At 60.5% G+C, this 26,152-nt stretch carries 12 protein-coding genes, 4 tRNA genes and 6 rRNA genes; 14 read left to right on the forward strand and 8 right to left on the reverse strand.

The annotated features are described in order from the left end of the window. Positions 1-37: 37 nt before the first annotated feature. From ACSFA0_RS03795 to ACSFA0_RS03805, 3 genes are all read right to left on the reverse strand, one after another. Positions 38-1,987 carry a TRAP transporter large permease gene (locus ACSFA0_RS03795; protein ID WP_435448905.1) on the reverse strand — a complete coding sequence of 650 codons (1,950 nt, stop codon included), beginning with the start codon at positions 1,985-1,987 and terminating at the stop codon, positions 38-40. Continuing rightward, the gene (locus tag ACSFA0_RS03800; RefSeq protein ID WP_435448906.1) at positions 1,984-2,604 is read right to left on the reverse strand and encodes a TRAP transporter small permease subunit; all 621 of its coding nucleotides are present in this window, start codon (positions 2,602-2,604) and stop codon (positions 1,984-1,986) included. The genes ACSFA0_RS03795 and ACSFA0_RS03800 overlap by 4 nt, the downstream gene beginning before the upstream one ends. 81 nt (positions 2,605-2,685) lie before the next feature. Next, on the reverse strand, positions 2,686-3,798 hold the full coding sequence (locus ACSFA0_RS03805; RefSeq protein ID WP_435448907.1) for a TRAP transporter substrate-binding protein: 1,113 nt from the start codon (positions 3,796-3,798) through the stop codon (positions 2,686-2,688). A 174-nt stretch (positions 3,799-3,972) separates the two neighbouring features. On the opposite strand from ACSFA0_RS03805, the gene ACSFA0_RS03810 reads away from it, so the two are divergent. Then, entirely contained in the window at positions 3,973-4,395 is a 423-nt protein-coding gene (locus ACSFA0_RS03810; RefSeq protein WP_435448908.1) for a rhodanese-like domain-containing protein, read from the forward strand. A gap of 15 nt (positions 4,396-4,410) precedes the next feature. Here ACSFA0_RS03810 and lysM read toward each other — a convergent pair whose 3' ends face one another. After that, positions 4,411-4,881, reverse strand: coding sequence for a peptidoglycan-binding protein LysM (gene lysM / locus ACSFA0_RS03815; RefSeq protein WP_435448909.1), 471 nt, complete (start codon positions 4,879-4,881; stop codon positions 4,411-4,413). A 128-nt stretch (positions 4,882-5,009) separates the two neighbouring features. On the opposite strand from lysM, the gene ACSFA0_RS03820 reads away from it, so the two are divergent. Next, the gene (locus ACSFA0_RS03820) at positions 5,010-5,783 is read left to right on the forward strand and encodes a type III pantothenate kinase (protein ID WP_435448910.1); all 774 of its coding nucleotides are present in this window, start codon (positions 5,010-5,012) and stop codon (positions 5,781-5,783) included. Between the two features lie 10 nt (positions 5,784-5,793). Here the strand turns inward: ACSFA0_RS03820 and ACSFA0_RS03825 are convergent, their stop codons facing one another. Continuing rightward, a complete protein-coding gene (locus ACSFA0_RS03825; RefSeq protein WP_435448911.1) occupies positions 5,794-6,894 on the reverse strand; it encodes a M14 family metallopeptidase in 1,101 nt (366 codons plus the stop codon). Beyond that, the gene (locus ACSFA0_RS03830) at positions 6,891-8,093 is read right to left on the reverse strand and encodes a M20 aminoacylase family protein (RefSeq protein ID WP_435448912.1); all 1,203 of its coding nucleotides are present in this window, start codon (positions 8,091-8,093) and stop codon (positions 6,891-6,893) included. Before ACSFA0_RS03830 ends, ACSFA0_RS03825 begins: the two co-directional genes overlap by 4 nt. 177 nt (positions 8,094-8,270) lie before the next feature. Between ACSFA0_RS03830 and ACSFA0_RS03835 the strand changes: the two genes are divergently transcribed. Both ACSFA0_RS03835 and ACSFA0_RS03840 read left to right on the forward strand, forming a co-directional pair. Next, positions 8,271-9,503, forward strand: coding sequence for a M20/M25/M40 family metallo-hydrolase (locus ACSFA0_RS03835; RefSeq protein WP_435448913.1), 1,233 nt, complete (start codon positions 8,271-8,273; stop codon positions 9,501-9,503). A gap of 25 nt (positions 9,504-9,528) precedes the next feature. Then, a complete protein-coding gene (locus ACSFA0_RS03840; RefSeq protein ID WP_435448914.1) occupies positions 9,529-10,749 on the forward strand; it encodes a DUF445 domain-containing protein in 1,221 nt (406 codons plus the stop codon). A gap of 18 nt (positions 10,750-10,767) precedes the next feature. Here ACSFA0_RS03840 and ACSFA0_RS03845 read toward each other — a convergent pair whose 3' ends face one another. Together ACSFA0_RS03845 and ACSFA0_RS03850 are read right to left on the reverse strand one after the other, a co-directional pair. Beyond that, positions 10,768-12,516, reverse strand: a complete 1,749-nt coding sequence (locus ACSFA0_RS03845) for a phospholipase D family protein (protein ID WP_435448915.1) — start codon at positions 12,514-12,516, stop codon at positions 10,768-10,770. An 87-nt stretch (positions 12,517-12,603) separates the two neighbouring features. Further along, complete coding sequence (locus tag ACSFA0_RS03850; RefSeq protein ID WP_435448916.1) at positions 12,604-14,502, reverse strand: ATP-binding cassette domain-containing protein; 1,899 nt, start codon at positions 14,500-14,502, stop codon at positions 12,604-12,606. A 583-nt stretch (positions 14,503-15,085) separates the two neighbouring features. Here ACSFA0_RS03850 and ACSFA0_RS03855 point away from each other — a divergent pair. From ACSFA0_RS03855 to rrf (ACSFA0_RS03900), 10 genes are all read left to right on the forward strand, one after another. Further along, positions 15,086-16,620: ribosomal RNA gene (locus ACSFA0_RS03855) — 16S ribosomal RNA — on the forward strand. Between the two features lie 68 nt (positions 16,621-16,688). After that, positions 16,689-16,765: transfer RNA gene (locus ACSFA0_RS03860), tRNA-Ile, on the forward strand. Positions 16,766-16,792: 27 nt separating this feature from the next. After that, positions 16,793-16,868: transfer RNA gene (locus tag ACSFA0_RS03865), tRNA-Ala, on the forward strand. A gap of 334 nt (positions 16,869-17,202) precedes the next feature. Continuing rightward, a 23S ribosomal RNA gene (locus ACSFA0_RS03870) occupies positions 17,203-20,078 on the forward strand. A gap of 127 nt (positions 20,079-20,205) precedes the next feature. After that, positions 20,206-20,318 (forward strand): 5S ribosomal RNA (rrf, locus tag ACSFA0_RS03875). A gap of 547 nt (positions 20,319-20,865) precedes the next feature. Then, positions 20,866-22,400, forward strand: a 16S ribosomal RNA gene (locus tag ACSFA0_RS03880). 68 nt (positions 22,401-22,468) lie between these two features. After that, positions 22,469-22,545 (forward strand) — tRNA-Ile (locus ACSFA0_RS03885). A 27-nt stretch (positions 22,546-22,572) separates the two neighbouring features. Then, positions 22,573-22,648, forward strand: a tRNA-Ala gene (locus tag ACSFA0_RS03890). 334 nt (positions 22,649-22,982) lie between these two features. Further along, positions 22,983-25,858, forward strand: a 23S ribosomal RNA gene (locus tag ACSFA0_RS03895). A gap of 127 nt (positions 25,859-25,985) precedes the next feature. Continuing rightward, positions 25,986-26,098 (forward strand): 5S ribosomal RNA (rrf, locus tag ACSFA0_RS03900). Together the 16S, 23S and 5S rRNA genes with 4 tRNA genes alongside form the textbook arrangement of a ribosomal RNA operon. Positions 26,099-26,152 lie beyond the last annotated feature (54 nt).

The following is a 26,152-nucleotide window of genomic DNA, read 5'->3' on the forward strand; positions in this document are numbered from 1 at the left end:
GCAGGGTGGCGCCCACTCGACGCCGTCGGTGCCTCGGTTACTTGTACAGCAGCTGCGGCAACCACAGACCGATCTGCGGCCAGATGTAGAGCATCACGATCGCCAGCACCTGGATGCCCATGAAGGGCAGCATGCCGAGGAAGATCTGGTTGAGCGTTACATGCGGCGGGCTCACGCCCTTCAGGTAGAAGGCGGCCATGGCCACCGGCGGCGAGAGGAAGGCCGTCTGCAGGTTCAGCGCCACCAGCAGCCCGAAGAACAGCGGGTCCACCCCGAAGTTGTCGAGCAGCGGAATGAAGATCGGCATGAAGATCACGATGATCTCGGTCCACTCCAGCGGCCAGCCCAGGATGAAGATGATCACCTGGCTCAGGATCAGGAACTGCACCTTGCTGAGGTTCATGCTCAGCACCCATTCCTCCACCAGCGCCTGCCCGCCGAGCAGCGCGAACGCGGCTGAGAAGATGGCCGAGCCGACGAACAGCCAGCACACCATGGCCGCGGTCTTGGCGGTGAGGAAGACCGATTCCTTCAGCACATTCATCGTGAGCCGCCGGTAGGCCGCGGCCAGCAGGAAGCCGCCGAGCGCGCCCATCGCCGCGGCCTCGGTGGGGGTCGCCAGCCCGAGCACGATCGACCCGAGCACCGACAGGATCAGGATCATCAGCGGAAAGAACGACGCCAGCAGCATCTTGAAGATCTCGAGCCGCGCGAAGCTGAGGAACAGATAGAACAGCGTCGTCAGCGCGCCGGCCACCGCGAAGCAAACCCACCACCAGGTTGGTGCCGCGCGATGCGTGGCGGCGGCCGGGGTGCTGTCGACCGCGGTCGCCGCGGCGGGTGCGGCGGGTGCTACCGGCGCCGCGCCGGGCGGCTCCTGCACGGCGCCCCCGCTCTCGGTTGGCGGCTCGGCCAGACCTCCGCCTTCGGAAGGCGGTTCCGCGAGCCCGCCCGAGTCGGCGGGCGGCTCCGCGAGTCCGCCACTGTCGGCGTCGCTGCTGCTACGGGACGCACCGATTTCCTGGATGTCGTAGACCGCTTCGGCATCGACGGTGGTCACGGCGCGGTAGCTGGTCACCGCCAGCAGGGCGAACAGCAGGCCGGGCAGCAGCACGATGCCGAGCTGGCGCAGCAGGTGGCCGGTGGGCACGTCGGCATTGCGCTTTCCCTTCAGGGCCGACATCAGTGCGGCCAGCGCGTGCGCGCCCGAATCGGTGGTGAGCCGGCGCGTGAGCGGCGGCAGCGGCACCATGCGGTCGGCCGCGGAGAGCGGCGGTGCCCAGGCCGGCTTGAGCTTGGCCACGATGATCACGTAGAGCACATAGAGCGACGCCAGCATCAGGCCGGGAAAGAAGGCGCCCGCATAGAGCTGCACCACCGACACGCCGGCCGTCGCGCCGTACACGATCAGCAGCACCGACGGCGGGATCAGGATGCCGAGGCAACCGCCGGCCGTGATCGAGCCAGCCGCCAGCGGAATGCTGTAGCCCGCGCGCAGCATGGCCGGCAGCGCGAGCAACCCCATCAGCGTGACCACGGCGCCGACGATGCCGGTCGCGGTGGCGAAGATGGTGCAGGTCACCAGCGTGGCCACGGCCAGCGCGCCGGGCAGCCGCGCCATGGCGAGGTGCAGGCTCTTGAAGAGCGTCTCGATCAGGTTGGCGCGCTCCACCAGGTAGCCCATGAAGACGAACAGCGGCACGGCGATCAGCACGTCGTTGGCCATGGTCTTGTAGGCCGCCTGCACCATCAGGTCGAGCGTGCGTGTGATGTCCCGGTTGTAGGCGAACCAGGTGAAGATCATCCCCATGCCCATCAGCGTGAAAGCGGTCGGGAAGCCGAGCATGATCGCCACCACCACGAGGGACAGCATCAGCAGGCCCAGATGGCCGTCGGTGATGGTCTCCACGCGCAGCAGTAGCACCGTCACGGCGATGACGATGAGCGCCATGAAGCTCAGGCCGAACCAGAGTTCGCGGCGGATCATCGCTGCGCCTCCTTGGCGACCACCACGGCGTCGAGCGCCTGGATGTCCGCATCGTCGACGTTGACCATCTTCTTGAGCTGGTCGACGTCGACTTCTTCCACGTCCTGCTCGCGCGAAGGCCAGGTGCCGGTCTGGATGCACTGGATGCAGCGCACGATCTCGGCGAAGCCCTGGATCAGCAGCGTGATGCCGGCCAGCGGAATCACGTACTTGAACGGGTACAGCGGCAGCGGCGTGGCCGAGAAGGTCTGCTCGCGAATCGCCAGCGACTCACCGGCGTAGATCCAGCCGGCCCAGGTCAGCGCCACGATGCCGGGCAGGAAGAAGAGGATGTAGAGCGCGAGGTCGAAGATCGCCTGCGTGCGCTGGCGAAAGAAACCATAGAGCACGTCGCCCCGCACGTGGCCGTTCTTGCTCAGCGTGTAGGCGCCCGCGGTCATGAACAGGGTGCCGTACAGCATGATCTGCGCGTCGAGCACCCAGGCATGCGGTTCGTTGAGTGCGTAGCGGGAGAACACCTCCCAGCTGATCAGCAGTGTGAGCAACACCACGCACCAGGCAAAGGTCTTGCCGATCCAGGTCGAGAAACGGTCGACCGCCAACAGGAATGATTGCATCGAGAGCCCTCGCCGCGCGGGCGGCCAGCCACAGAAAAAGGGGCGCCGGCAGCGGCGCCCCCTGGGAAGAAGCCAGCGCGATCAGGTCTTCTTCGTCTTGCTGAAATAGTGGTTGTAGGCCATCTTGAAATCGACCGTGTAGTCGTTCTGCCACTGGCCCGCGCGCTCGGCGAAGGCCCGCTGCGAATCGATCACCTTCTTGAACAACGGGTTCTCGGCCGACTTCTTGGCCACCGTCTTGTCCCACGACGCGAGCTGTGCGCGCAGGATGGCGTCGGGCGTCTTGTAGAACTTCACACCGGCCTTCTTGAGCTCGAGGTAGTCCTGCGAGTTGCGCTCGATCGCCTTCCAGCTCATGTCGGCGCTGGCCGCCTGCACGCCGTAGTCGATGATGGCCTTGAGTTCCGGCGGCAGCGCCTTGAGCTTGGGGCCGTTGAACAGGATCTCGAACTGCTCGCCCGACTGGTGAAAGCTCTGCAGCATGCAGTTCTTCGCCACGTCGGGGAAGCCCAGCACGCGGTCGCTCGAGGCGTTGTTGAACTCGGCCGCGTCGATCAGCCCGCGATCGAGCGCCGGCACGATCTCGCCGCCGGGCAGCGGGTTCACGGCGGTGCCCATGTCGGTGAACACGTCGACCGCCAGGCCGACGGTGCGGAACTTGAGGCCCTTCATGTCTTCGACCTTGGCCACCGGCTTCTTGAACCAGCCGAGCGGCTGCGTCGGCATCGGGCCGTACAGGTAGGACACCACGTCGAGGTTCAGGCTCTTGTAGACCTCTTCGATCAACGCCTTGCCGCCGCCGTAGTTGTGCCAGGCCAGCACCATGTTGGCGTCCATGCCGAAGCCCGGGCCCGAACCCCAGAGTGCCAGTGCCGAGTTCTTGCCGTACCAGTAGGCGATCACGCCGTGGCCGCCGTCGAGCGTGCCCTTGGCCACCGCGTCGAGCAGCTGGAAGGCCGGCACGACCGAGCCCGCGGGCAGCACCTCGATCTTCAGGCGGCTGCCCGCCATGTCGTTCACTTTCTTGGCGAAGTCCTGCGCGTACTCGTGGAAGATGTCCTTCGCGGGCCAGGTGCTCTGAAAGCGCAGCGTGGTCGTCTGCGCCATGCTGACCATCGGCGTGGCCATGGCGCCGGCCGCGACGGCGGCGCCCTTCAAGAGATTGCGACGGCGATTCGGGGTTTGCTCGGTCATGCGTTGTCTCCGTTGTGGTGTCTGGAAAATCCAGGACGCCCATCTTTGGCATGTATCGATTCGTGACGCAGAGGGTTTTCACGCAGCGTCCAGAATTGAGGCGTCGCACGCACCCTCGCTTCTCTGAAGCGCGTCCGGCCGCTCCCATTAACCCTATTAAGATTGAGGACTGAAATGACCCGAGCCGATACCCCCTTCACGCCGGCTGACGGTTATGCCGGCGATGTCACGCCCGACCAGGCCGCGCAGTGGATGGCCGACGGGGCGGCGGTGCTGGTCGACGTGCGCAGCGACGCCGAACGCGAGTGGGTGGGCTATGTGCCGGGCGCGGTGGCGCTGGCGTGGAAGCAGTGGCCCGGCATGGCGATGAACCCGGCCTTCGACGAGGGCCTGCGTGCCGCCGTGCCGACGGGCGGCAGGGTCGTGCTGCTGTGCCGCAGCGGCGTGCGGTCGATCGCCGCAGCCAAGCGGGCGACCGAGCTGGGCATCGAGGCCTACAACATCCTCGAAGGCTTCGAGGGCAACCCCGATGCGGACGGCCACCGGGGCCGCACGGGCGGGTGGCGCTTCCGCGGTCTGCCCTGGAAACAGAACTGAGCGCGCGGGCTGCGCTTACTTCAGCGGCGGAATGCGCAGCTTCTGGCCCGGGTAGATTTTGTCGGGGTGCGTGAGCATCGGCTGGTTGGCTTCGAAGATCGCGTTGTACTTGTTGGCGTCGCCGTAGTACTTCTTCGAGATGGCGGACAGCGTGTCGCCGCGCACCACGTCGTGGTACTGGGCGGGCGGTGATTCCGGCGCCACGAGGTCGTTGTCGACGCTCGTCACGTTCGCCACGTTGCCGGCCGCCAAGCCCGCTTTCTCGCTCGCCTCCTGCGACGGTGCCTTGCCAGTCAGCGTGACCACGCCGGTGGCGCCCACATAGGCGACGTTCAGCTCGGTGAGCCCGAGGTTCTGCGTTTCGATGTAGGTCTTGATGGCGGCCGAAGCCGCCGCGTCGGGGTTGGCACCCGGCTCGGCGGCGTGTGCCGACGACCCGCCGAACAATTTTTCTCCCGCTTCCTTGATGAAACTCAGCAGACCCATGGTGTTCTCCTTGATGTGGTGATGACGGTGCACTGTAAGCACGCCCTCTGCGCCGACGCGTAGGCCTCCGGCGCGTCGTTGCAAGCAAGGGTAAGCACCGGCGCGCGCAAACTCGCAAATAATCCGGCATGACTTTCCTCGCCATCGATATCGGCAACACACGGCTCAAGTGGGCGATCTACACCGCGGGGCAACCGGGCGCCGAACTGCTGGCGAGCGGCGCCGAATTCCTCGACCACATCGAGCGCCTGGCCGAAGGGCCCTGGGCCGATCTGCCGTCGCCCGCCGCCATGCTCGGCTGCGCGGTGGCGGGCGATGCGGTACGGCGCCGCGCCGAAGAGCAGGTCTTCGAGCGCTTTGACTGCCCGGCGCGCTGGGTCGTGTCGAGCGCCGCCGAAGCCGGCCTGATCAACGGCTACGACCACCCCACGCGCCTGGGCGCCGACCGCTGGGTCGCCATGATCGGCGCGCGCCACCGCATGCTGTCGCAGGGGCCGGCGCGACCGATGGTGGTGGTGATGATCGGCACCGCGGTCACGGTCGAGGCCATCGACGTGCACGGCAAGTTCCTCGGCGGGCTGATCCTGCCGGGCCACGGCATCATGCTGCGCGCGCTCGAATCCGGCACCGCCGGCCTGCACGTGCCGACCGGCGAGGTGCGCGACTTTCCCACCAACACCAGCGACGCGCTCACCAGCGGCGGCACCTACGCCATCGCCGGTGCGGTGGAGCGCATGCGCCAGCATGTCAAGACGCACTGCGGCGCCGAGCCGGCCTGCTACATGACGGGCGGCGCGGGCTGGAAGATGGCGCCGTCGATGGTCAGCCCCTTCGAGCTGGTCGACGGGCTGATCATGGACGGGCTGCTGGTGATCGCGCAGGCGCGCGCCTCGGCGGGCTGAGCGCGCAGGCTCAGGTCTTGACGCTCAGGCCGTCCACGGCCTGGAACATCGCCTGCCGTGCCTGGCTGACGACCTGGCCTTTCCAGGCGTCGGTGTCGGTGTAGAAGGCCTCACGCATGCGTGCGTAGATGGCTTCGGCCAAGTCCGGCGCAGCGCCCGGGTGCTTGTGCAGCCAGTGGTCGGCGCGCAGTGCGCCCATCACCTCGAGGATCGGCTGCGTGCCGTATTCGAGCGCGATGCCGGTGTACTCGGCCTGCGGGCATTCCTCGTCGATCACGCTGCACATGAGGCCGGTGAGCCGCGCCGAGGTGGACGAGCCGTCAAACATCGAGGTCACCGCCGTCTCGCCGCCCCACCACACGTTGGCGCGCGCGTAGGCCGCGGCGTCGTCGCGGTGGCTGGCGAAGATGCGCTCGCCATGCCCGTTCGGGCCGAGGCCAGTGTGCAGGTCGATCCAGGCGAGGCGCGTCGCCTGCCGGGCATGGGTGCGCAGCACTTGCCGCAGCGTGCGGTTGCTCCAGGTCGGCGCCGTGCCACCGAAGAAGAGACCGTCGTCGAACTGGTACTGGCCGCCAGAGATGGCGGCCTGGTACGCGGCCACACCGTGCGACGCGATCCAGCCATCGATCTCGGCCTGGTTCTTCGGCGAAGGCGGCCAGGCCTTCGGCAGCAGCATCGGATGCAGCTCGGCGTAGCCTGCGTTGACCGGCAGCGGCTGCGTGAAGTCCGCGAAGTTGCGGTTGAGGTCGACGTTCTCCTGGGTGACGCGCCGGCCGTATGAAAAACCGTGCGGATTCAGCGCGTGCACATACAGCACGCCGACGCCGGCTTGGCGCGCCTTCTCGCGCCACTCGGCGTCGTGCAGCGCGAACACCTGCACGCCGCTGCCGCAGTGGCCTTCGATGCCGTGGCAGGCGCTGGTCACCATCAGCAGGTGCTTTGCCTCGGCCGGGCCGTCGTAGGCGACGTCCATCGCCAGGTCTTCGCCGTCCTTGCCCTTTAGTGGGTGTGGGTGCGTGTCGACCGTCAGGCCGGCGGCGACGCAACCCTGCAGGAACTTGCGGCGCGCCAGCGCATAGCTGGGCGAAAAAGCCTCGACGACGCCGATCACACGCCGGTCCTGCCGGGCTTCAGGAACTGCTCGGCCAGCTCGACCCAGCAGGTCGCGCCCAGCGGAATCAGGTCGTCGTTGAAGTCGTAGCTGGCGTTGTGCAGCGTGCACGGGCCGCCGCCGTGGTGCATGTCGCGGTGCGCGCCGTCGCCGTTGCCGATGAAGGCGTAGGCGCCGGGCTTGGCCTGCAGCATGAAGGAGAAGTCTTCCGCCGTCATCGCGGCTTCCTGCGGCAGCACGTTGTCGGCCCCGACGATGCCGGCCATCACCTCGCGGGCGAAGTCAGCCTCGGCGGCGGTGTTGATGGTCGGCGGGTAGTTGCGGTGGAAGTAGAAGTCGACCTCGGTGTCATGCGCCGCGCCGATGTGCTCGGCGATCTGCTTCATGCGGCGCTCGATCAGGTCGAGCACCTCGATCGTGAAGGTGCGCACCGTGCCCTGCAGCTCGCAGATGTCGGGGATCACGTTGCTGGCCTCGCCGGCGTGGATCATCGTGACCGAGATCAGGCCGGTGTCGGTCGGCTTCTTGTTGCGCGTGAGGATGGTCTGGAAGGCCTGCACCATCTCGCAGGCCACCGGCACCGGGTCGACGCCGGTGTGCGGCAGCGCGGCGTGGCCGCCCTTGCCGTGGATGGTGATCTTGAACTCGTTGCTCGAGGCCATGGCCGGACCGGGGCTCACGGCGAACTGGCCGGCCTTCATGCCGGGCCAGTTGTGCATGCCGTAGACGGCGTCCATCGGGAATTTCTCGAAGAGGCCGTCTGCGATCATTTCGCGCGCGCCGCCGCCGCCTTCTTCGGCCGGCTGGAAGATCAGGTAGACCGTGCCGTCGAAGTTGCGGTGCTTGGCCAGGTGCTGGGCCGCCGCCAGCAGCATGGCGGTGTGACCGTCGTGGCCGCAGGCGTGCATCTTGCCCTGGTGCTTGCTGGCGTGCTCGAAAGTGTTGAGCTCGGTCACCGGCAGCGCGTCCATGTCGGCGCGCAGGCCGATGGCGCGCGTGCTGGTGCCGTTCTTCACGATGCCGACCACGCCGGTGGTGCCGAGGCCGCGGTGGATCGGGATGCCCCATTCGGTCAGCTTGGCCGCGACGACGTCGGCGGTGCGGACTTCCTGGAAGCAGAGTTCGGGGTGGGCATGCAGGTCGCGTCGGATCGAGGCGATGCCGGCAGCCTGGGTGACGAGCGAATCGATGAGTTTCATGGGACACAGTCTAGGCGTGGGCCGTCGAGCCCGCAAAGACCGTGCCGATGCCACCGCGCAGCGGCTGGTTTCCGATGGGCCATGGGCGGACGCGGTCAGCGAATGGCCAGCGTGCACCTTACGAATGGCAGGCGGCCTGCCAGACCGCTGGCGCGAACTTCCGGGGACAATGGCTGCATGTCACATGTCCTCTCAGCCCGCAGCCTCGAGCTGGCCCAGATCCTGGTGCGCATGAACACCGTGAGCGCCAACAGCAACCTCGAACTGATCGGCTTCGTGCGCGACCAGCTCGCCACGCTGGGCGTGCGCAGCCGCCTCACCTACAACGCCGACAAGACCAAGGCGAACCTCTTCGCCACGCTCGGCGCGGGAAAGCGCAGCGGGATCATCCTGTCGGGCCACACCGACACCGTGCCCTGGGACGGGCAGGACTGGAGCATCGACCCGCTCTCGGCCATGGTGCAGCACTGGCCCTCCGAAGGCGGCGGCCCGGTGCCGGCCGGGCCCGACGACGAGCTCGCCGCCCTGGGCAGCCCGCGCTTGTACGGCCGCGGTGCCGCCGACATGAAGGGCTTCATCGCCGTGGCGCTGGCCAATGCCGAGGCCTTCCTGGAGAGCAACGCGCCCTTCGCGGTGCACTTCGCCTTCAGCTACGACGAAGAGGTCGGCTGCTTCGGCGTGCGCGAGCTCATCGCCGACATGAAGGAGCAGAACATCCAGCCGATGGCCTGCATCATCGGCGAGCCCACCAGCATGGTGCCGGCCATCGCGCACAAGGGCGTGTACCGTTACCGCTGCTGCGTGCGCGGCAAGGAGGCGCATTCGTCGCTGACGCCGCAGTCGGTCAACGCCATCGAGATGGCCGCCCGCGTGGTCGGCAAGGTGCGCGACATGGCGGAGGATTTCGAGCTGAACGAGCGACGCTACGACGGCTTCGACGTGCCCTTCAGCACCGCCAGCGTCGGCCAGTTCCACGGTGGCATCGCCGACAACGTGGTGCCGCGTGACGCCGAGTTCCGCTACGAATTCCGCAACCTGCCGACCGCCGACGCGCAGCAGATGCAGAAGGAAGTGCTGGCCTACGCCGGCCGGCTCGAGACGCCGATGAAGAAGGTCGCGGCGGAAACGGGTTTCCGCTTCGAGACGATCTGCGAGGTGCCCAGCTTCCTCGGCTCGGCCAACGACCCGATCACCAAGCTGGCGCAGCGCCTGTCGGGCGAGCAGGGCACCACGCTGGTCGCCTTCGGCACCGAGGCGGGGCTGTTCAAGGGCGCGGGCATCCCGACGGTGGTGTGCGGCCCCGGCAGCATCACCCAGGCGCACCAGCCCGACGAGTACGTGACGCTCGAGCAGCTGGCGCGCTGCGAGGGCTTCCTGCGCGGCCTGGCCCAGACCCGCAGCCTGACGTGAGGCGCCCCGGGCTCCGATGGTCGCGATGAAGCGCGTCGCGCTCGGCCTGCTGTGCGGCGCCGCGGTGCTGTACGGCGTGGCCCATGCACTGGAGGCGCGGCACCCGGCCTGGGGCTATGTCGCCGCCTTTGCCGAGGCGGCCATGGTGGGCGCCATCGCCGACTGGTTCGCGGTGGTCGCGCTGTTTCGTCATCCGCTGGGCCTGCCGATTCCGCACACCGCCATCATCCCGGCCAACAAGGACCGCATCGGCGCCAAGCTGGCCGGCTTCATCCTCGACAACTTTCTGAGCACGCCGCAGGTGCTGGCCAAGCTGCGCGAGTTCGACCCGGCGGCGCGCCTGGCGAAGTGGCTGGCCGAGCCGGCGCATGGCGAGCGCTTGGGCCAGCATGCGGTGGCCGCGGTGCGCTACGGCCTGAGCGCCTTCGACGACGAGCGGGCGCGCGCCTTCGTCGGGCGCGCCGCCGCCGCCGGCCTGGCGCAGATCGACGTGTCGCGCCTGCTGGGCCAGTCGCTGGACGCGCTGACCGCTGGCGGGCGGCACCAGGCGCTGCTCGACGACGTGCTCACACAGGTCGCCGACCTGATGCAGGGCGAGACGGTGCAGGAGCACATCACCGAGGCGATCGCGCGTGAGATCAAGACGCTGCGCTACGTCGGGCTCGATCAGGTGGCGGCCCGCGCCGCGACCCGCAAGATCGTCTCGGCCCTGGTGAACACGTTGGGCGACGTGGCGGCCGAGCCGGGGCACCCGCTGCGGGTGCGCTTCGACGGCTTCATGGCGGACTTCGTCGAGCGGCTGAAGTCCGATCCCGAGTTCCGCGCGCGCGGCGAGGCGATCCGCGCCGAGTTGCTGGCGCATCCGGCGCTCACGGACTACCTGCGCGGCCTGTGGGACACGCTGCTGGCCTGGCTGCACGACGACCTGGCGCGCGACGATTCGACCATCCGCCGGCGCATCGCCGCGCTGGCCGGCTCGATGGGTGAGCGGCTCCAGCAGGACGCGGCCTTCCGCCACTGGATCAACGAGCAGATCACCGACGCCGCGCCGGTGGCGATCGCCCGCTACCGCGAGGACATCCGGCGCTACATCGTCGAGCGGGTCGCACAGTGGAATGCGCAGGAGATGACCGACGAGCTGGAGCGCCACATCGGTCGCGACCTTCAGTTCATCCGCGTCAACGGTACGCTGGTCGGCGGGCTGGTCGGGCTGCTGATCCACACCGTGACGCAGGCGCTGGCCTGACGGTGGTGCCGGCCGCGGCTACAGCAATTCGTCCGGTGCCAGCGGGCCGAAGAGCTTGAGCATCAGGCGCAGGCCGAGGCTGGCGTCCGGCTCGGTGCGGGTGTCCGACAGGCCGCTGCCCGGCGGTGCACGCCAGACCAGGCTGCCGTCGACCTGTTCGACGTGCCACGCGCCGCTCTGCATGACCTCGTCGATCTGCGCGATGGCGGCGCGTGACAGCTCGGCGCTGCGGATCAGCAGGGCGAGTTCGGTGTTCTGCAGCTGCGAGCGCAGGTCCAGGTTCATGGAGCCGACCACCAGCAGCCGGCCGTCCATCACCAGTACCTTCGAGTGCAGCATCGAGCGCGATTCGCCGGTGGCGCTCGCCCCCGAGGCGCCGAGGGCGCTGCCGACGCTCGCCTGCTCGCTGCGCATTTCGTACAGCTCGACGCCCATGGCCAGCAGTTCTTCGCGGTGCCGTGCGTAGCCGACGTGCGCGATGGGGGCGTCGTTGGACGCCAGCGAGTTGGTCAGCACCCGCACCCGCACGCCGCGCGCACGGGCCGCGGCAAAGGCGCGCTTCATGTCCGGGCCGGGCACGAAGTAGGGCGAGATGATGGTCAGGTCTTTCGTGGCCTGGTCGATCAGCTGCAGCAGGCCGGAAATGACGGTCTCGCCGCCGTCCGCGCTCGCCGAGGCGTCTTCCAGGGCCGACAGGCGCCGGGCGCCCTCGGCGCTGCGTGCTCGCGTCACGACCAGCGCGGGGCCGGGTGAGGTGTCCGGCGGGCTGTTCGCTTCGGCGGCGATCTTGGCGGGCTTGTCGGCCAGCATCACGGCCGGCGCCCAGACGAAGGTGACCGTGCGCAGGTCGAGCGGCTTCTCGTCCCAGGCGGCGGCACGCTGGGCGTCCGTCGGCCCCGCGTCAGCCGGACGCGTCTCGCCGTCGGGCGGCTGGGGGCCGTCGGGGTTGTCGCTCCGCCCTTGCTGTGCGGTGGTGGCGGCGCGCACCCGGTCGCGGATCTTGAGCAGTTCCTCCCGCTCGACCAACGACTGCACGGGGTAGGCCCGCTCGTTGTTCCAGTAGCTGTCGAAGCTGCGCGACATGTCCTGGACGATCGGGCCAGCGGCGAGCACGTCGACGTCGACGAAGTTGCCGGTCTGTGCGATGCCGAAGTACGCGTCGCCCAGGTTGCGGCCGCCGGTCACGCCCATGGCGTTGTCCGCGATGAAGAGCTTGTTGTGCATGCGCTGCTGCACCCGATCGAAATCGCCGAGGGCGTTGAACATGCGCCCCACGGACGAGCCGCGCGCGCCGGCCACCGGGTTGAACATGCGCATCTCGATGTTCGGATCGAAGGCCAGCTGCATGACCAGCGCGTTGCGGCCAGTGCTGTGGAAGTCGTCGAGCAGCACCCGCACGCGCACGCCGCGCCGGGCCGCCTCCACCACGCCGCGCAGCAGCCGGCCGGTGCTGGCGTCGGCATGGATGGCGTAGTACTGGAGGTCGAGCGTCTTCCGGGCGCCTTCGACCAGTGCGAGCCGGCTGCCGTAGGCGGCGGCCGGGCCGTTGAGGAGCACGAAGCCGGAATCGAAGCGCGCCTTTTCGGCGCCGCGCCGTTCTTGCACCAGGGTGCCCAGCGGCGTGTCGGCCGGTGAGGCGAGGGCGTTGGAGACCGGGCGCTCGACATCCTTGGGCAATTGAGCACAGCCCACCGCCAGAAACAGCGGAAGCAGCAGCGCCAGTGCGCCGGTGCGAAGGTGGCGGGTGAAGGCGCGAAAAGGTGGCATGCGGCGGGTTCGGCGGTGGAGAGGCTGTCGGTATAGCGCAAGCCGCCCGCGGCCATCGTCGGACGGCAGCCGACGATGCGCCAGCTTTCAGCGCGTGGCGCCGAGCGCTTCCTGCCGTTCGAGCGCGGCGAGCAGTTCCTCGTCGATGCGGGCGTGGCGCTCGGCCAGGGCCGCGGCGTGGGTCGCGTCGCTCGCGTAGATGGCGCCGCCGTCGAGGGCCAGCGTCTCGCTGATGCGTTGCTGCTCTTCTTCCAGCGCGGCGATGGTGGTCGGCAGGGCGTCGAGTTCGCGCTGCTCCTTGTAGCTAAGCTTCTTGCGGGCGACGGCGGGGCGGGTGTCGGCCGGGGTGGGTGAGACCGGCGCGGGCGCAGCCGCCGGAGGCGGTGCAGCGGCCGCGCGCTGCTCGGCGATCTCGCGGGCCCGCTTGGACTGGGTGAGCCAGTCCTGCACGCTGCCTTCGTACTCGCGCCAGTGGCCGTCGCCTTCATAGGCGATGGTGCTGGTCACGACGTTGTCCAGGAAGGTCCGGTCGTGGCTGACCAGGAAGACGGTGCCGTCGTAGCTCTGCAGCAGGTCTTCGAGCAGCTCGAGCGTGTCGATGTCCAGGTCGTTGGTGGGCTCGTCCAGCACCAGCACATTGGCCGGCCGCGCGAAGAGGCGGGCCAGGAGCAGCCGGTTGCGCTCGCCGCCGCTGAGGGAGCGCACGGGCGAATTGGCGCGGGCGGGGGAGAAGAGGAAGTCGCCCAGGTAGCTCTTCACATGTTTGCGCTGCTTGCCGATCTCGATCCACTCGCTGCCGGGGCTGATGAAGTCTTCCAGCGTGGCGTCCAGATCCAGTGCCTCGCGCATCTGGTCGAAGTAGGCGACCTGCAGGTTGGTGCCGCGGCGAACCTTGCCGCTGTCGGGTTCGAGCTCGCCGAGGATGAGTTTCAGCAGGGTGGTCTTGCCGGCGCCGTTGGGGCCGAGCAGGCCGATCTTGTCGCCGCGCAGGATGGTCCCGCTGAAGTTGCGGATCACGGTCTTCGGGCCGAAGGACTTGGTCGCATCGGTCAGTTCAGCCACGATCTTGCCGCTGGACTGGCCGCTGGCGACGTCCATGTTGACGCTGCCCTGCACCTCTCGCCTGGAGGCACGGGTCGCGCGCAGCGCTTCCAGGCGGCCGATACGGCTCTGGCTGCGGGTGCGGCGCGCTTCGACGCCCTTGCGGATCCAGACCTCTTCCTGGGCGAGGAGCTTGTCGGCCTTGGCGCTGATCACCGCTTCCTGGGCGAGTTGCTCTTCCTTCTGCAGGAGGTACTGGGCGAAGTTGCCGGGGTAGGAGTTGAGCTTGCCCCGGTCCAGCTCGACGATGCGGGTGGCGACGCGGTCGAGAAAGCTCCGGTCGTGGGTGATCGTGATGACGCTGCCCTTGAAGTCGATCAGCAGGCCTTCCAGCCACTCGATGGAATCGAGGTCCAGGTGGTTGGTCGGCTCGTCGAGCAGCAGGACGTCCGGGGCGGCGACCAAAGCCTGCGCCAGCGCCACGCGCTTGCGGGTGCCGCCCGAGAGCGACCCGACGCGTGCATCGCGGTCCAGGTGAAGGCGGTGCAGCGTCTCCTCGACGCGCTGCTCCCAGTTCCACGCATCGAAGGCTTCGATCTGAGACTGAAGGGCGTCCAGGTCCAGACCCTCCGCACCGGAGAGATAGAGGTCTCGCACGGCGATGACCGGCGCCAGCCCGGCACTGGCAGCGGTGAACACATCCGCATCCATATCCAGCACCGGCTCTTGCGCCACATAGGCGACGCGCAGGTTCTGCTGCAACTGCAGGGTGCCATCGTCCGTCTTCTCCAGGCCCCCCAGTATCTTGAGGAGCGACGACTTGCCGGCCCCATTGCGGCCGATGAGCCCGATGCGTTCCGATGCCTGAAGGGAGAAGTCCGCATGATTGAGGAGCGGGACGTGACCGAACGCGAGTTGTGCGTCGAGGAGTGTGATGAGTGCCATGTAGTGGCGATTATCCAAGGGGCGCCTGAGCCGAAACTTTGCCTCTATATATAGGTCCGATGCGTCGAGGCCATCCGACTCAAAAATTTCTGAGAGCGGACTTGCCGGGCTGAAACTTTGGCATATACTCGTGGGCTTCGCTCAACACACAGCATCAGTTGTGAGTCGGCAAGACAGGCTTCAAAGCCAGTCAGGCTGAGCGAAGAAAGAGCCAAAAAATAGTTGACGAAGTTGCCAAAACCGAGTCATAATCGAAGGCTCCGCTGAAACGGATTCGCAGCGTCTCTTCACTGAGGCGCTGATCAACGAAGAAGTTGAAAGCGAAAAAAGTTTGACGCTTCTTCAAAAAGCGTGTTAGACTACAAGGCTTCGCTGATCACAGCAAGCAAGACGAAGAAACGAAAGTTGCTTCGGGTTCGTTAAAAATCTACAGCCGATAAGCGTGGGCGTTTGAAGGTAATTGCCAAGTTCTTCGGAACAAGTCGCAAGACTTTAAACGCTCATGAGAATAGAAGTGAAGTTCACTTCAATTCCGTTTTTGTGAGTTTTGCTCGACCGCGAGGTCGGGCGCAAAATCAAGATCGAACTATAGAGTTTGATCCTGGCTCAGATTGAACGCTGGCGGCATGCCTTACACATGCAAGTCGAACGGCAGCACGGGAGCAATCCTGGTGGCGAGTGGCGAACGGGTGAGTAATACATCGGAACGTGCCCAATCGTGGGGGATAACGCAGCGAAAGCTGTGCTAATACCGCATAAGATCTACGGATGAAAGCAGGGGATCGCAAGACCTTGCGCGAATGGAGCGGCCGATGGCAGATTAGGTAGTTGGTGAGGTAAAGGCTCACCAAGCCTTCGATCTGTAGCTGGTCTGAGAGGACGACCAGCCACACTGGGACTGAGACACGGCCCAGACTCCTACGGGAGGCAGCAGTGGGGAATTTTGGACAATGGGCGAAAGCCTGATCCAGCCATGCCGCGTGCAGGATGAAGGCCTTCGGGTTGTAAACTGCTTTTGTACGGAACGAAAAGTCCCTTTCTAATAAAGAGGGATCATGACGGTACCGTAAGAATAAGCACCGGCTAACTACGTGCCAGCAGCCGCGGTAATACGTAGGGTGCAAGCGTTAATCGGAATTACTGGGCGTAAAGCGTGCGCAGGCGGTTATGTAAGACAGTTGTGAAATCCCCGGGCTCAACCTGGGAACTGCATCTGTGACTGCATAGCTAGAGTACGGTAGAGGGGGATGGAATTCCGCGTGTAGCAGTGAAATGCGTAGATATGCGGAGGAACACCGATGGCGAAGGCAATCCCCTGGACCTGTACTGACGCTCATGCACGAAAGCGTGGGGAGCAAACAGGATTAGATACCCTGGTAGTCCACGCCCTAAACGATGTCAACTGGTTGTTGGGTCTTCACTGACTCAGTAACGAAGCTAACGCGTGAAGTTGACCGCCTGGGGAGTACGGCCGCAAGGTTGAAACTCAAAGGAATTGACGGGGACCCGCACAAGCGGTGGATGATGTGGTTTAATTCGATGCAACGCGAAAAACCTTACCCACCTTTGACATGTACGGAATTCGCCAGAGATGGCTTAGTGCTCGAAAGAGAACCGTAACACAGGTGCTGCATGGCTGTCGTCAGCTCGTGTCGTGAGATGTTGGGTTAAGTCCCGCAACGAGCGCAACCCTTGTCATTAGTTGCTACATTTAGTTGGGCACTCTAATGAGACTGCCGGTGACAAACCGGAGGAAGGTGGGGATGACGTCAAGTCCTCATGGCCCTTATAGGTGGGGCTACACACGTCATACAATGGCTGGTACAAAGGGTTGCCAACCCGCGAGGGGGAGCTAATCCCATAAAACCAGTCGTAGTCCGGATCGCAGTCTGCAACTCGACTGCGTGAAGTCGGAATCGCTAGTAATCGTGGATCAGAATGTCACGGTGAATACGTTCCCGGGTCTTGTACACACCGCCCGTCACACCATGGGAGCGGGTTCTGCCAGAAGTAGTTAGCTTAACCGCAAGGAGGGCGATTACCACGGCAGGGTTCGTGACTGGGGTGAAGTCGTAACAAGGTAGCCGTATCGGAAGGTGCGGCTGGATCACCTCCTTTCTGGAAACAGCAATTTAATTTAAACGCCCACACTTATCGGTTGTTGGAAAAGTCGAGTCGATCGACATGGGTCTGTAGCTCAGCTGGTTAGAGCACCGTCTTGATAAGGCGGGGGTCGTTGGTTCGAGCCCAACTAGACCCACCAAACTTCCAATGAACAACGTGGAGATCCGGGGGATTAGCTCAGCTGGGAGAGCACCTGCTTTGCAAGCAGGGGGTCGTCGGTTCGATCCCGTCATCCTCCACCACAACACGATACTTACACTCAACACCAAAGCGGCTTCGTGCTCATGCATGAGGCTTCTTTGTTGTTGATCGAGATCTCTTGATCAATCGGCTGTTCTTTAAAAATTCATAGAGTCGAATCAGCGTTGCTGATGGAAACTGCACATTCGTAAAGGTTTAGTGCAGACCGTGCCATCAGCAACATAGAATTTTTGATTGCGTCAAAAGAAACTTCAATTTCGAGTCAAATCGAATTTTGAATGTAACGGCATAACGCGTCAGGTGAAAGACCTGACATATTCCTTGAAATGATTTTGTGTTTTGCTGGAGCGATCTGGTGAGACGTCAAAGTTATAGGGTCAAGTGAATAAGAGCACGTGGTGGATGCCTTGGCAATGATAGGCGACGAAGGACGTGATAGCCTGCGATAAGCTTCGGGGAGCTGGCAAATTAGCTTTGATCCGGAGATTTCCGAATGGGGAAACCCACCTGCAAAGGTATCGCATAGTGAATACATAGCTATGCGAGGCGAACCGGGTGAACTGAAACATCTCAGTAGCTCGAGGAAAAGACATCAACCGAGATTCCGAAAGTAGTGGCGAGCGAAATCGGAGAAGCCTGCAAGTGATAGCACAAGACATAACGGAACAGTTTGGAAAGACTGGCCATAGCGGGTGATAGCCCCGTACGTGAAATGACCTGTGTGGTACTAAGTTTGCGACAAGTAGGGCGGGACACGAGAAATCCTGTCTGAACATGGGGGGACCATCCTCCAAGGCTAAATACTCATCATTGACCGATAGTGAACTAGTACCGTGAGGGAAAGGCGAAAAGAACCCCGGGAGGGGAGTGAAATAGATCCTGAAACCGCGTGCTTACAAAAAGTAGGAGCCTCGTAAGGGGTGACTGCGTACCTTTTGTATAATGGGTCAGCGACTTACATTCAGTGGCAAGGTTAACCGAATAGGGAAGCCGTAGAGAAATCGAGTCCGAATAGGGCGATCAGTCGCTGGGTGTAGACCCGAAACCAAGTGATCTATCCATGGCCAGGATGAAGGTGCCGTAACAGGTACTGGAGGTCCGAACCGACTAGTGTTGCAAAACTAGCGGATGAGCTGTGGATAGGGGTGAAAGGCTAAACAAACTTGGAAATAGCTGGTTCTCTCCGAAAACTATTTAGGTAGTGCCTCAAGTATTACCATCGGGGGTAGAGCACTGTTTTGGCTAGGGGGTCATGGCGACTTACCAAACCAAGGCAAACTCCGAATACCGATGAGTACAGCTTGGGAGACAGAGCACCGGGTGCTAACGTCCGGACTCAAGAGGGAAACAACCCAGACCGCCAGCTAAGGTCCCTAAAATTGGCTAAGTGGGAAACGAAGTGGGAAGGCTAAAACAGTCAGGATGTTGGCTTAGAAGCAGCCATCATTTAAAGAAAGCGTAATAGCTCACTGATCGAGTCGTCCTGCGCGGAAGATGTAACGGGGCTAAGCCAGTTACCGAAGCTGCGGATTTGCAATTTATTGCAAGTGGTAGGAGAGCGTTCTGTAAGCCTGTGAAGGTGCGTTGTAAAGCGTGCTGGAGGTATCAGAAGTGCGAATGCTGACATGAGTAGCGTTAAAGGGGGTGAAAAGCCCCCTCGCCGTAAGCGCAAGGTTTTCTACGCAACGTTCATCGGCGTAGAGTGAGTCGGCCCCTAAGGCGAGGCAGAGATGCGTAGCTGATGGGAAACAGGTCAATATTCCTGTACCGATATATAGTGCGATGTGGGGACGGATCTTAATAGGTCATCCAGTTATTGGATTATTCTGGTTTAGTTGGATGTAGGCGTGCATTAGGCAAATCCGGTGCACATATACCGAGGCCAACGATCGAGCGGACTTGTCCGTGAAGTGACTGAACGAGGTTCCAGGAAAAGCCACTAAGCTTCAGCTATATACGACCGTACCGCAAACCGACACTGGTGCGCGAGATGAGTATTCTAAGGCGCTTGAGAGAACTCAGGAGAAGGAACTCGGCAAATTGACACCGTAACTTCGGAAGAAGGTGTGCCCTATTAGTGTGTAGTGAACAACGAAGCATGAATGGGTTGCAAAAAATCGGTGGCTGCGACTGTTTATTAAAAACACAGCACTCTGCAAACACGAAAGTGGACGTATAGGGTGTGACGCCTGCCCGGTGCTGGAAGATTAAATGATGGGGTGCAAGCTCTTGATTGAAGTCCCAGTAAACGGCGGCCGTAACTATAACGGTCCTAAGGTAGCGAAATTCCTTGTCGGGTAAGTTCCGACCTGCACGAATGGCGTAACGATGGCCACACTGTCTCCTCCTGAGACTCAGCGAAGTTGAAATGTTTGTGATGATGCAATCTCCCCGCGGAAAGACGGAAAGACCCCATGAACCTTTACTGTAGCTTTGTATTGGACTTTGAACAGATCTGTGTAGGATAGGTGGGAGGCTTTGAAGCAGGGTCGCTAGATCTTGTGGAGCCAACGTTGAAATACCACCCTGGTGTGTTTGAGGTTCTAACCTAGGTCCATTATCTGGATCGGGGACAGTGCATGGTAGGCAGTTTGACTGGGGCGGTCTCCTCCCAAAGCGTAACGGAGGAGTTCGAAGGTACGCTAGTTACGGTCGGACATCGTGACGATAGTGCAATGGCATAAGCGTGCTTAACTGCGAGACTGACAAGTCGAGCAGATGCGAAAGCAGGACATAGTGATCCGGTGGTTCTGTATGGAAGGGCCATCGCTCAACGGATAAAAGGTACTCTGGGGATAACAGGCTGATACCGCCCAAGAGTTCATATCGACGGCGGTGTTTGGCACCTCGATGTCGGCTCATCTCATCCTGGGGCTGTAGCCGGTCCCAAGGGTATGGCTGTTCGCCATTTAAAGAGGTACGTGAGCTGGGTTTAAAACGTCGTGAGACAGTTTGGTCCCTATCTTCCGTGGGCGCTGCAGATTTGAGGAAGCCTGCTCCTAGTACGAGAGGACCGGAGTGGACACACCTCTGGTGTATCGGTTGTCACGCCAGTGGCATTGCCGAGTAGCTAAGTGTGGAAGAGATAACCGCTGAAAGCATCTAAGCGGGAAACTCGTTTCAAGATGAGATCTGCCGGGGCCTTGAGCCCCCTAAAGAGTCGTTCAAGACCAGGACGTTGATAGGTCAGGTGTGGAAGCGCAGTAATGCGTTAAGCTAACTGATACTAATTGCTCGTGCGGCTTGACCCTATAACTTTGATCAGTCAGATCAAGGTGTTATGCCAAGTTGACGCATTCAAAATAATTCGCCAAAAGCTGATTCCAAACTCTATGAATTCGTTTGCTTGATCTCAGATCAGGCAGGCAACCTTTTATGCCTGATGACCATAGCGACGTGGTACCACTCCTTCCCATCCCGAACAGGACAGTGAAACGCGTCAGCGCCGATGATAGTGCGGGTTCCCGTGTGAAAGTAGGTCATCGTCAGGCTCTTACAGCCTAGAAAGCCCCAACCAATCGGTTGGGGCTTTCTTATTTGTGTAGACATCTGAAAAGTGTGCCCTCGACCCGCTCCAGACGGCCAAGCCTGAGAGAGCGGCCAGAGCAGGCGAAGCAGGTGTCCAGTGACCTCCAAAGTGCTGAGCACCGAAGATGTCACGAGGAGCCAAAAAATAGTTGACGAAGTTGCCAAAACCGAGACATAATCGAAGGCTCCGCTGAAACGGATTCGCAGCGTCTCTTCACTGAGGCGCTGATCAACGAAGAAGTTGAAAGCGAAAAAAGTTTGACGCTTCTTCAAAAAGCGTGTTAGACTACAAGGCTTCGCTGATCACAGCAAGCAAGACGAAGAAACGAAAGTTGCTTCGGGTTCGTTAAAAATCTACAGCCGATAAGCGTGGGCGTTTGAAGGTAATTGCCAAGTTCTTCGGAACAAGTCGCAAGACTTTAAACGCTCATGAGAATAGAAGTGAAGTTCACTTCAATTCCGTTTTTGTGAGTTTTGCTCGACCGCGAGGTCGGGCGCAAAATCAAGATCGAACTATAGAGTTTGATCCTGGCTCAGATTGAACGCTGGCGGCATGCCTTACACATGCAAGTCGAACGGCAGCACGGGAGCAATCCTGGTGGCGAGTGGCGAACGGGTGAGTAATACATCGGAACGTGCCCAATCGTGGGGGATAACGCAGCGAAAGCTGTGCTAATACCGCATAAGATCTACGGATGAAAGCAGGGGATCGCAAGACCTTGCGCGAATGGAGCGGCCGATGGCAGATTAGGTAGTTGGTGAGGTAAAGGCTCACCAAGCCTTCGATCTGTAGCTGGTCTGAGAGGACGACCAGCCACACTGGGACTGAGACACGGCCCAGACTCCTACGGGAGGCAGCAGTGGGGAATTTTGGACAATGGGCGAAAGCCTGATCCAGCCATGCCGCGTGCAGGATGAAGGCCTTCGGGTTGTAAACTGCTTTTGTACGGAACGAAAAGTCCCTTTCTAATAAAGAGGGATCATGACGGTACCGTAAGAATAAGCACCGGCTAACTACGTGCCAGCAGCCGCGGTAATACGTAGGGTGCAAGCGTTAATCGGAATTACTGGGCGTAAAGCGTGCGCAGGCGGTTATGTAAGACAGTTGTGAAATCCCCGGGCTCAACCTGGGAACTGCATCTGTGACTGCATAGCTAGAGTACGGTAGAGGGGGATGGAATTCCGCGTGTAGCAGTGAAATGCGTAGATATGCGGAGGAACACCGATGGCGAAGGCAATCCCCTGGACCTGTACTGACGCTCATGCACGAAAGCGTGGGGAGCAAACAGGATTAGATACCCTGGTAGTCCACGCCCTAAACGATGTCAACTGGTTGTTGGGTCTTCACTGACTCAGTAACGAAGCTAACGCGTGAAGTTGACCGCCTGGGGAGTACGGCCGCAAGGTTGAAACTCAAAGGAATTGACGGGGACCCGCACAAGCGGTGGATGATGTGGTTTAATTCGATGCAACGCGAAAAACCTTACCCACCTTTGACATGTACGGAATTCGCCAGAGATGGCTTAGTGCTCGAAAGAGAACCGTAACACAGGTGCTGCATGGCTGTCGTCAGCTCGTGTCGTGAGATGTTGGGTTAAGTCCCGCAACGAGCGCAACCCTTGTCATTAGTTGCTACATTTAGTTGGGCACTCTAATGAGACTGCCGGTGACAAACCGGAGGAAGGTGGGGATGACGTCAAGTCCTCATGGCCCTTATAGGTGGGGCTACACACGTCATACAATGGCTGGTACAAAGGGTTGCCAACCCGCGAGGGGGAGCTAATCCCATAAAACCAGTCGTAGTCCGGATCGCAGTCTGCAACTCGACTGCGTGAAGTCGGAATCGCTAGTAATCGTGGATCAGAATGTCACGGTGAATACGTTCCCGGGTCTTGTACACACCGCCCGTCACACCATGGGAGCGGGTTCTGCCAGAAGTAGTTAGCTTAACCGCAAGGAGGGCGATTACCACGGCAGGGTTCGTGACTGGGGTGAAGTCGTAACAAGGTAGCCGTATCGGAAGGTGCGGCTGGATCACCTCCTTTCTGGAAACAGCAATTTAATTTAAACGCCCACACTTATCGGTTGTTGGAAAAGTCGAGTCGATCGACATGGGTCTGTAGCTCAGCTGGTTAGAGCACCGTCTTGATAAGGCGGGGGTCGTTGGTTCGAGCCCAACTAGACCCACCAAACTTCCAATGAACAACGTGGAGATCCGGGGGATTAGCTCAGCTGGGAGAGCACCTGCTTTGCAAGCAGGGGGTCGTCGGTTCGATCCCGTCATCCTCCACCACAACACGATACTTACACTCAACACCAAAGCGGCTTCGTGCTCATGCATGAGGCTTCTTTGTTGTTGATCGAGATCTCTTGATCAATCGGCTGTTCTTTAAAAATTCATAGAGTCGAATCAGCGTTGCTGATGGAAACTGCACATTCGTAAAGGTTTAGTGCAGACCGTGCCATCAGCAACATAGAATTTTTGATTGCGTCAAAAGAAACTTCAATTTCGAGTCAAATCGAATTTTGAATGTAACGGCATAACGCGTCAGGTGAAAGACCTGACATATTCCTTGAAATGATTTTGTGTTTTGCTGGAGCGATCTGGTGAGACGTCAAAGTTATAGGGTCAAGTGAATAAGAGCACGTGGTGGATGCCTTGGCAATGATAGGCGACGAAGGACGTGATAGCCTGCGATAAGCTTCGGGGAGCTGGCAAATTAGCTTTGATCCGGAGATTTCCGAATGGGGAAACCCACCTGCAAAGGTATCGCATAGTGAATACATAGCTATGCGAGGCGAACCGGGTGAACTGAAACATCTCAGTAGCTCGAGGAAAAGACATCAACCGAGATTCCGAAAGTAGTGGCGAGCGAAATCGGAGAAGCCTGCAAGTGATAGCACAAGACATAACGGAACAGTTTGGAAAGACTGGCCATAGCGGGTGATAGCCCCGTACGTGAAATGACCTGTGTGGTACTAAGTTTGCGACAAGTAGGGCGGGACACGAGAAATCCTGTCTGAACATGGGGGGACCATCCTCCAAGGCTAAATACTCATCATTGACCGATAGTGAACTAGTACCGTGAGGGAAAGGCGAAAAGAACCCCGGGAGGGGAGTGAAATAGATCCTGAAACCGCGTGCTTACAAAAAGTAGGAGCCTCGTAAGGGGTGACTGCGTACCTTTTGTATAATGGGTCAGCGACTTACATTCAGTGGCAAGGTTAACCGAATAGGGAAGCCGTAGAGAAATCGAGTCCGAATAGGGCGATCAGTCGCTGGGTGTAGACCCGAAACCAAGTGATCTATCCATGGCCAGGATGAAGGTGCCGTAACAGGTACTGGAGGTCCGAACCGACTAGTGTTGCAAAACTAGCGGATGAGCTGTGGATAGGGGTGAAAGGCTAAACAAACTTGGAAATAGCTGGTTCTCTCCGAAAACTATTTAGGTAGTGCCTCAAGTATTACCATCGGGGGTAGAGCACTGTTTTGGCTAGGGGGTCATGGCGACTTACCAAACCAAGGCAAACTCCGAATACCGATGAGTACAGCTTGGGAGACAGAGCACCGGGTGCTAACGTCCGGACTCAAGAGGGAAACAACCCAGACCGCCAGCTAAGGTCCCTAAAATTGGCTAAGTGGGAAACGAAGTGGGAAGGCTAAAACAGTCAGGATGTTGGCTTAGAAGCAGCCATCATTTAAAGAAAGCGTAATAGCTCACTGATCGAGTCGTCCTGCGCGGAAGATGTAACGGGGCTAAGCCAGTTACCGAAGCTGCGGATTTGCAATTTATTGCAAGTGGTAGGAGAGCGTTCTGTAAGCCTGTGAAGGTGCGTTGTAAAGCGTGCTGGAGGTATCAGAAGTGCGAATGCTGACATGAGTAGCGTTAAAGGGGGTGAAAAGCCCCCTCGCCGTAAGCGCAAGGTTTTCTACGCAACGTTCATCGGCGTAGAGTGAGTCGGCCCCTAAGGCGAGGCAGAGATGCGTAGCTGATGGGAAACAGGTCAATATTCCTGTACCGATATATAGTGCGATGTGGGGACGGATCTTAATAGGTCATCCAGTTATTGGATTATTCTGGTTTAGTTGGATGTAGGCGTGCATTAGGCAAATCCGGTGCACATATACCGAGGCCAACGATCGAGCGGACTTGTCCGTGAAGTGACTGAACGAGGTTCCAGGAAAAGCCACTAAGCTTCAGCTATATACGACCGTACCGCAAACCGACACTGGTGCGCGAGATGAGTATTCTAAGGCGCTTGAGAGAACTCAGGAGAAGGAACTCGGCAAATTGACACCGTAACTTCGGAAGAAGGTGTGCCCTATTAGTGTGTAGTGAACAACGAAGCATGAATGGGTTGCAAAAAATCGGTGGCTGCGACTGTTTATTAAAAACACAGCACTCTGCAAACACGAAAGTGGACGTATAGGGTGTGACGCCTGCCCGGTGCTGGAAGATTAAATGATGGGGTGCAAGCTCTTGATTGAAGTCCCAGTAAACGGCGGCCGTAACTATAACGGTCCTAAGGTAGCGAAATTCCTTGTCGGGTAAGTTCCGACCTGCACGAATGGCGTAACGATGGCCACACTGTCTCCTCCTGAGACTCAGCGAAGTTGAAATGTTTGTGATGATGCAATCTCCCCGCGGAAAGACGGAAAGACCCCATGAACCTTTACTGTAGCTTTGTATTGGACTTTGAACAGATCTGTGTAGGATAGGTGGGAGGCTTTGAAGCAGGGTCGCTAGATCTTGTGGAGCCAACGTTGAAATACCACCCTGGTGTGTTTGAGGTTCTAACCTAGGTCCATTATCTGGATCGGGGACAGTGCATGGTAGGCAGTTTGACTGGGGCGGTCTCCTCCCAAAGCGTAACGGAGGAGTTCGAAGGTACGCTAGTTACGGTCGGACATCGTGACGATAGTGCAATGGCATAAGCGTGCTTAACTGCGAGACTGACAAGTCGAGCAGATGCGAAAGCAGGACATAGTGATCCGGTGGTTCTGTATGGAAGGGCCATCGCTCAACGGATAAAAGGTACTCTGGGGATAACAGGCTGATACCGCCCAAGAGTTCATATCGACGGCGGTGTTTGGCACCTCGATGTCGGCTCATCTCATCCTGGGGCTGTAGCCGGTCCCAAGGGTATGGCTGTTCGCCATTTAAAGAGGTACGTGAGCTGGGTTTAAAACGTCGTGAGACAGTTTGGTCCCTATCTTCCGTGGGCGCTGCAGATTTGAGGAAGCCTGCTCCTAGTACGAGAGGACCGGAGTGGACACACCTCTGGTGTATCGGTTGTCACGCCAGTGGCATTGCCGAGTAGCTAAGTGTGGAAGAGATAACCGCTGAAAGCATCTAAGCGGGAAACTCGTTTCAAGATGAGATCTGCCGGGGCCTTGAGCCCCCTAAAGAGTCGTTCAAGACCAGGACGTTGATAGGTCAGGTGTGGAAGCGCAGTAATGCGTTAAGCTAACTGATACTAATTGCTCGTGCGGCTTGACCCTATAACTTTGATCAGTCAGATCAAGGTGTTATGCCAAGTTGACGCATTCAAAATAATTCGCCAAAAGCTGATTCCAAACTCTATGAATTCGTTTGCTTGATCTCAGATCAGGCAGGCAACCTTTTATGCCTGATGACCATAGCGACGTGGTACCACTCCTTCCCATCCCGAACAGGACAGTGAAACGCGTCAGCGCCGATGATAGTGCGGGTTCCCGTGTGAAAGTAGGTCATCGTCAGGCTCTTACAGCCTAGAAAGCCCCAACCAATCGGTTGGGGCTTTCTTATTTGTGCGC

Origin of the sequence: Variovorax restrictus (genome assembly GCF_051216715.1) — a bacterium.
In the GTDB taxonomy this organism is placed as follows: domain Bacteria; phylum Pseudomonadota; class Gammaproteobacteria; order Burkholderiales; family Burkholderiaceae_C; genus Variovorax.